A 7812-nucleotide genomic window follows, 5' to 3' on the forward strand; every position below is an offset into this window, starting at 1 on the left:
GCAGGGGCTCCAGCCACTGGACCGCCGCGGCCCGCTCGGCCGCCCCGCCGCCGACCGGGCGGTAGGCCATCAGGGTCGCCGCGTCGGCCCGCCCCAGCACCCCCGCCAGACCCTCGGCCAGCAGGCGGCGAAGCGAGCGCCCCTCCGGCTGGGGCGGGATGTTCATGCTGAGGTCGACCAGCCCGCGGTCGGCCTCGGCCGCCGCCCCGCGCACGAAGGTGCCCCGCCCGACCGCCCCGTCCAGCAGGCCCCGCTCGCGCGCGGCCCCGTAGGCGCGGGTGACGGTGGTCAGGTCGACGCTCAGCGCCTCGGCCAGGGCGCGATGGGTCGGCAGGCGGTCGCCGCCCTGCAGCTCGCCGGCGCGGACCGCCGCCTCCAGGGCGTCGACGATGCGCAGGTAGCGCGCGCCCGAGGCGGCCTCGTACCGCGAACGCAGAATTTCGATCAGGCGAGGGTCCGGCACTCTGGCCTCCGGCCGCAAGAATCCATACATTAGCGTTCAGATGTATGCAGACGTCAACCGGATTGTATGGATCAGCCGATGACCGAGTCCGCCGCCTACCCGCCCCTCTCGCCCTGGAAGACCGGCCCGGCCTGCCGCTGCCCGCGCTGCGGCAAGGGCAAGCTGTACAAGGGGTTCCTGACCCTGGCCCCGAGCTGCAACGTGTGCGGGCTGGACCTCTCGTTCGCCGACCCAGCCGACGGCCCGGCCTTCTTCTCGATGACCGGCGTGGGCCTGCTGATCATGGCCCTGTTCGCCTGGATCGAGGTCGCCTACCACCCGCCCATCGCCTTCCACCTGGCCTTCACCCTGCCCCTGCTGGTGATCGGCTGCCTGGCGACGCTGCGGCCCATCAAGGGCTGGCTGGTGGCCTCGCAGTATTACTACAAGGCCGAGGAAGGGAAGTTCGAGCACTACGGCAAGCACGGGCCGTTCTGAGGGGCGCCCATATTGCTCAGCTTCAATCGCGTCAGCGCCGCGTTGGACACGACTGCGGCAGGCGGATCATTCGCTGGATTGAGCTGGCGCCAGCCAAGCCCGCATTGATTGCGGCTCCACGCCCTGCTGCTATTCTTTTGCTGCGCTTGCGTGGGAGGGTTCGTTGAGGTTGGCCAACCGGATTGCCGTGATCGGTGCGTTCGTCGGAGCCATGAGTTTGGCGTCGGCGGCGTCGGCCGAAGTCTTCATTTCATGCACCCAGGCGAGCGGGAATTCCCCTTGGGTTCGAGCCGTTTACCGCATCGCGCCGGACTCGATACAGACTTGGGACCCGTCTTCTGGCTGGGGCGTGAATGAGTGCGCCCGGAATAGCTGCAGCTTCTCTAGCGACGCATATGTCCTGCAGTGGCGACAGGTCGATCGCGGTACGACGGCGTACGACGATATCGACTACACGCTTAGGATCGAACGACGGACCGGTGTGATTTCTCTGGACTACAGTTCTGAGAAGTTCGGGCTCGACGGCAGGCCGAACCCCTACGGTGATCCGTGGTACAAACGGGATGGACGCATCGGGACTGGGACGTGCGAAGCGACCGAGAGTCCCGCTCTGGCCAAACCGAAATTCTGACTGGATCACCACGGTTCAGGCGGCGCTCCGCTCGCCGCAGAGGTGGTTGGAAGCGCGTGTAAACTTGGCCGTGCTCACGCCCTCGGGCGTCGGAGCATGAGCTGCAACCGCCACCGCCCTCCCCCGGTTGAGCCGGCGATGGCTCGCTTCGCCCTCCGCGTCCGCTCGAGCGTTTCGGCCCTGCTCTCCGCAGCCCTCCTAGCCGCCTGCGCCTCGACGCCGGAGGCCTACCTCCGCCCGGTCGGTCCGGCGCCGCCGGGCGGCAGCAGGGTCGACATGCTGATCGTCACCACCCGCAAGCCCTCGCCCGACCCGGGGGTGCTGTTCACCGGCGAGCGGGGGATCGGCTACCGGACCACCGAGATCGTCGTCTCCATCCCGCCCGAGGCCGCGCGCAAGGTCGGCGACGTCGAGTGGCCGAAGACGAACACCCCCGACCCGGCCAAGGAGTTCGCCGTGCTCAGCGTCAAGCCGCTGGAGCTCGGCCAGGCGACCGACTGGTTCACCCGCACGGCCGGCGCGGACGGGCGGCTCCTGGTGTTCGTGCACGGCTTCAACACCCGCTTCGAAGCGGCCGTCTTCCGCTTCGCCCAGATCGTCCATGACACCGGCGCGCCCATGGCGCCGGTGCTGTTCACCTGGCCCTCGCGCGGCAGCGTGTTCGCCTACGTCTACGACCGGGAGAGCGCCAACTACTCCCGCAACGCCCTGGAGGCGGCGCTGACCCGCGCGGCCGAGGCGCCGGAAGTGAAGGACATCACCATCATGGCCCACTCCATGGGCACCTACCTGACCATGGAGGCCCTGCGCCAGACCGCGGTCCGCCAGGGGCGCCTGCCGGCCAAGATCACCAACGTGGTGCTGGCCGCCCCCGACATCGACATCGACGTCTTTCGCGAGCAGTACGAATCCCTGGGGCCGGACAAGCCGCACTTCACCATCTTCGTCTCCACCGACGACCGGGCGCTTTCCCTGTCGCGCTTCATCGCCGGCGACGTCGGCCGGCTGGGCGCCGTCGATCCGGCGAAGGAGCCCTGGCGCTCGCGGCTGGAGGCCCACCCGGGCGTGACGGTGATCGACCTGTCGAAGCTGAAGACCGGCGACCCGTTCAACCACGAAAAGTTCGTGGCCAGCCCGCAGATCGTGCAGGTGCTGGGCGGGCGCCTGGCCCAGGGCCAGAAGCTCAGCGACTACAATCCCAGCCTGGGCGAGCAGGTCGGGGTGCTGGCGGTCGGCGCGGGACGCACGGTCGGCACGGCGGCCGGCGTGGTGGTGGCCGCCCCGCTGGCCCTGGTCGATCCGAACACCCGCGACCGGCTGGGCGAGCAGGCCGCGCCGCTGGGCGGCGGGCCGTCGAAGAACGCCACCGAGGCGGAGCCGCAACCTCCGCCGCCGCCCCAGGAAGCGCCCAAGCAGCCGCCGAATTGAAAGTGCGGTACGGCGGAGCCGATCACGCAACTTCCCTTACGTAACAGCCGATACCACCCAGCCGCCTTTCGCTTTGAAAATTCGTTCTGGCGGCTGCGGGAGTCCGTGCTACGCCTGACGGGTCGCCCTTATCAGGCCCTGGAGTGCCCTTCATGAACTTCACCCCGTCCGAGCGTCAGAGCTATTGGCGCGACCGCGTGCGCGCCTTCATGGCCGCCCACGTCTATCCGAACCTGGCGACCTACGAAGAACAGCACGCCAGCGGCGACCGCTGGACCGTTCCGCCGATCCTGGAAGAGCTGAAGGCCAAGGCGAAGGCCGACGGACTGTGGAACCTGTTCCTGCCGCCGAACGAGGCGCACGACGAGGACGGCTTCCACGGGGCGGGCCTGTCCAACCTCGAATACGCCATGTGCGCCGAGGAGATGGGCCGGGTGCTGTGGGCATCGGAAGTGTTCAACTGCTCGGCGCCGGACACCGGCAACATGGAGGTGCTGCACCGCTACGGCACCCCTGAGCAGAAGCGCCGCTGGCTGACCCCGCTGCTGGCCGGCGAGATCCGCTCGGCCTTCCTGATGACCGAGCCGCAGGTCGCCTCCTCCGACGCCACCAACATCGAGACCTCGATCGTCCGCGACGGCGACGACTATGTCGTCAACGGCCGCAAATGGTGGTCGTCGGGCGTCGGCGACCCGCGCTGCGCCGTGGCCATCGTCATGGGCAAGACCGACCCGAGCGCGCACCGCCACCAGCAGCAGTCGCAGATCCTGGTCCCGCTCGACGCGCCGGGCGTGAAGATCGTGCGCATGCTGCCCGTGTTCGGCTACGACGACGCGCCCCACGGCCACGCCGAGGTGATCCTGGAGAACGTGCGCGTCCCGGCCGAGAACCTGATCCTGGGCGAAGGCCGCGGCTTCGAGATCGCCCAGGGCCGGCTCGGCCCGGGCCGCATCCACCACTGCATGCGCACCATCGGCGCGGCCGAGGCAGCCATGGAGAAGATGGTCAGGAGGCTGCTGGCCCGCAAAGCCTTCGGCAAGGCGGTGGCCGAGCAGTCGGTGTGGGAGCAGCGCGTGGCCGAGGCGCGCATCGACATCGAGATGACCCGCCTGCTCTGCCTGAAGGCCGCCGACATGATGGACAAGGCCGGCAACAAGGTCGCCCAGCTCGAGATCGCCATGATCAAGGTGGCGGCCCCGCGCATAGCCCTGAAGGTCATCGACGACGCCATCCAGGCCCACGGCGGCGGCGGCGTCTCCGAGGACTTCGGCCTGGCGCGGCTCTACGCCATGATCCGCACCCTGCGTATCGCCGACGGCCCCGACGAGGTGCACTGCCGCGCGATCGCGAGGCTGGAGTACGCGCGGCACGCCTAATCCCCCCCCACTGGGGGAGGGGGACCATGCGAAGCATGGTGGAGGGGGCTCGTCTTGGCGCGACGGTGCAGCTGCATCGAAGCTCTCCGCTGGAGCCCCCTCCACCGCTTCGCGGTCCCCCTCCCCCACCGCTTCGCTCAGGGGAGGATTTTTCACCTAGGTGACAGCCGCCCGGTTCAGCGGCTTAATAATTCCACGGCCGCCGCCAGACGCTGCCTACAGGAAACGCTTTCGTGTTGTGGACGCCCAAGGAAAGGGCCGTTTCCGGCCTGAACGACGTGACGGCCATCGAGGCGGCCGGGATGCCGCGCGACCTGCCGGCCAGCACCTACGAGATGATCGGGCGCACCGCCCGCCAGCGGCCGCACGCCAAGGCGCTGTCCTTCTTCCTGAGCGTCGACGGCCATGCGCGGCCGGAAAGCTGGAGCTATCGCCGCTTCTTCCGCCGCATCACCCAGACGGCCAACCTGTTTCACAGCCTGGGCGTCGGCAAGACCGACGTGGTCGCCTACGTCCTGCCCAACCTGCCCGAGACCCACTTCACCATCTGGGGCGCGGAAGCCGCCGGCATCGCGTTTGCGATCAACCCGCTGCTGGGGCCGGAGACCATCGCCGAACTGCTGAACGCGGCGGAGGCCAAGGTGCTGGTGACCCTGGCCCCCTTCCCGCACACCGACCTCTACGAAAAACTGCAGGGCGTGGTGGATCAGGTGCCCAGCCTGCGCCACGTCGTGCTGGTCAACCTGGCCGACCGCGTGCGCGGCGTCCGCAACCTGCCGGCCCGCTGGCTGCAGAGCCGCGAGGCGCGCAAGCATCCGCGCATGTCCGGGGTGCGAGTGCACGACTTCGGCAAGGCGATCGCCGGCCAGCCGCACGAACGGCTGACCAGCGGCCGCAGCATCTCGCCCGGCGACTTCTCATCCTACTTCGGCACCGGCGGCACCACCGGCACGCCCAAGATCGCCATGCGCCGCCACGCCAACGAGGTGGCCAACGCCTGGATGGCCGGGCGGCTGCTGGGCCAGGGCCTGGGGCCGAAGACCACCATCTTCTCCGGCCTGCCGCTGTTCCATGTGAACGCCGTGCTGGTCAGCGGCCTGGCCCCGTTCGCGCGCGGCGCGCACGTGCTGGTCGGCACGCCCCAGGGCTATCGCGCCGAGGGCCTGATCCCGCACTTCTGGGACATCGTCGAGCGCCACCGGGTGACCCTGTTCAACGGCGTGCCGACCCTGTTCGCCTCCTTGCTTCAGGTCCCCATCGAAAAGCGCGACGTCTCCAGCCTGGAGTTCGCCCTGTGCGGCGCGGCGCCCATGCCGGTGGAGGTGTTCAAGACCTTCCAGGAGCGCACCGGGCTGAAGATCCTGGAGGGCTACGGCATGACCGAGTCCACCTGCGTCAGCTCGGTCAACCCGCCCCTGGGCGACCGGCGGGTCGGCTCGATCGGCCTGCGCCTGCCGTTCCAGCAGATGAAGATCGTGGTCGTCGACGAGGCCGGCAAATACGTGCGCGACGCCGCCGTCGACGAGATCGGCGTGGTCGCCCTGGCCGGCCCCAACATGTTCGCCGGCTATCGCACCGAGGCGCACAACGCCAACATCTGGCTCGATCTGGGCGACGGCCAGCGCTGGTTCAACTCAGGCGACCTGGGCCGCCAGGACGCCGACGGCTACTTCTGGCTGACCGGCCGCAAGAAGGAGCTGATCATCCGCGGCGGCCACAACATCGACCCCGCCTCGATCGAGGACCCGCTGCACCGCCATCCGTCGGTGGAGCTGGCCGCCGCGGTCGGCCGCCCCGACCCGCACGCCGGCGAGGTGCCGATCGCCTACGTCCAGCTGCGCCCGGGCCAGCACGCCACCGCCGCCGAGCTCCTGGCCTTCGCCCACGCCGAGATCGGCGAGCGCGCCGCCCAGCCCAAGGCGGTGCGGATCATCCCGGAAATGCCGCTGACCGCCGTCGGCAAGCTGTTCAAGCCGAAGCTCAAGTGGATGGAGGTCGAGAGCGCCCTGACCGACACGCTGGCCGAAGCCGGCGTGAAGGCGGTCGTCGTCGCCGCCGAGGACAAGCAGCGCGGCACGCTGGCGACGGTGAGCCTGACCGACCCGGCCCAGGCGGCGACGGCCCGCGAGGTGCTGGGCCGGTTCGCGGTGGCGTGGGAGATCGTGGGCTAGGCGAGAGCGCCCCACCCAACCCTTGAGCTTGCGCGGCCCGCGCTCGCCGTTAGGTTGGCCTCGCCATTCGGGGGAACGGGGCATGGACGACATCACCGCGGCGCCGCCGCGCGCGGCGCTTAGACGGCGCGCGGCCGAGCCGGCGCCGAGCACGCCCGATCCTGTCGAGATCGCCATGGAGCTGGAGCGAGGCGATCTGTCGCCCGAGAGCCCGGCGCGCCAGTTGCTGGAGCGCCACGTCCGGCTGGTCGAAAAGCAGCTGGGCCTGGCCGACAACGAACGCTTTCGCGCGCGCATCAAGGCCCTGCGCGACGCCGCCCTGGCGGGTCTGGCGGTGCTGGTCCTGGTCGGCGTGCTCGCCGTCGTGTGGGACGCCGCCCGCAGCCGGAGCCTTGCGGTGCAGGCGTTCTCCGTGCCGCCGGAACTCGCGGCCCGCGGCGCCACCGGCGAGGTGCTGGCGGCGCAGATGATCGACCGACTGGCCGACCTGCAGGCGAAGACCGACTCCGCCCGGCCGGCCGACAGCTACGCCCAGGACTGGAGCGGCGGGCTGACCGTGGAGATTCCCCAGACCGGCGTGTCGCTGGACCAGGCGCTTCAGATGCTGAAGAGCCGGCTGGGTCGGCGCACGGTGATCCGCGGCGAGGTGGTGCGCGGTCCCGACGGGCGGCTGCAACTGACCGTGCGCAGCGGCGCGGGTCCCGCCGCCACGGTGTCCGGCGACGACGCCGACCTGCCGGGCCTGCTGAACCAGGCGGCCGAGGCGGTCTATGCGCAGACCCAACCCTATCGCTACGCGATCATGCTCGCCGCCACGCCCGAGAACCGGGCGCGCTCTTTGGAGACCTTCCGGGGGCTGACGCATCACGCGGATCGGACCGAGCGGGGCTGGGCCTGGGTGGGCGTGACCACCACCCTGTTCGACCTCGGCGACGTCGACGCAGCGCTCGCCGCCACCCGTCACGGCGCCGCCCTCGACTCCAGCCTGGTGAGCGACACCAACGCGGCCCTGCTGGGGCACATGCTGGGGCGCGAGGAGCAAGCCCTGGCGCACGCCGACCTGGCCGCCCGGCAACAATGGCGGACGACGCGCGTCGCCGCCGCGATCACCGCCGCCGACATGACCGCGCAGGCGGCGGCTTGGCGCGGCGACCTGCCACGCGCCGAGCGACTGTTCGCGGCGGCGGGCGACATGCCCGAGTACGCCGGCACGGCCGCCGCCGCGCGGCTGCGCCGGGGGGAGATCCTGGCCCGGCTGCACGAGCC

Annotated in this window: 6 protein-coding genes; 5 read left to right on the forward strand and 1 reads right to left on the reverse strand. The window is 70.4% G+C overall.

Annotation, left to right across the window (positions count from 1 at the left end):
• A partial coding sequence (locus tag G3573_RS18360; RefSeq protein ID WP_346427416.1) for a winged helix-turn-helix domain-containing protein occupies positions 1-463 on the reverse strand: 463 nt, incomplete at its 3' end.
• Between the two features lie 78 nt (positions 464-541).
• Between G3573_RS18360 and G3573_RS18365 the strand changes: the two genes are divergently transcribed.
• The 5 genes from G3573_RS18365 to G3573_RS18385 form a co-directional block, all read left to right on the forward strand.
• Positions 542-940 carry a DUF983 domain-containing protein gene (locus G3573_RS18365; protein WP_163263139.1) on the forward strand — a complete coding sequence of 133 codons (399 nt, stop codon included), beginning with the start codon at positions 542-544 and terminating at the stop codon, positions 938-940.
• A 769-nt stretch (positions 941-1709) separates the two neighbouring features.
• Positions 1710-2999 carry an alpha/beta hydrolase gene (locus G3573_RS18370; protein ID WP_163263140.1) on the forward strand — a complete coding sequence of 430 codons (1290 nt, stop codon included), beginning with the start codon at positions 1710-1712 and terminating at the stop codon, positions 2997-2999.
• 152 nt (positions 3000-3151) lie between these two features.
• Positions 3152-4375: an acyl-CoA dehydrogenase family protein gene (locus tag G3573_RS18375; protein WP_163263141.1), complete on the forward strand. Its 1224-nt coding sequence runs from the start codon at positions 3152-3154 to the stop codon at positions 4373-4375.
• 233 nt (positions 4376-4608) lie between these two features.
• A complete protein-coding gene (locus tag G3573_RS18380; RefSeq protein WP_205598359.1) occupies positions 4609-6546 on the forward strand; it encodes an acyl-CoA synthetase in 1938 nt (645 codons plus the stop codon).
• A gap of 82 nt (positions 6547-6628) precedes the next feature.
• A partial coding sequence (locus G3573_RS18385; RefSeq protein WP_163263142.1) for a hypothetical protein occupies positions 6629-7812 on the forward strand: 1184 nt, incomplete at its 3' end.

Origin of the sequence: Caulobacter sp. 17J65-9 (genome assembly GCF_010975005.1) — a bacterium.
Classification (GTDB): domain Bacteria; phylum Pseudomonadota; class Alphaproteobacteria; order Caulobacterales; family Caulobacteraceae; genus 17J80-11.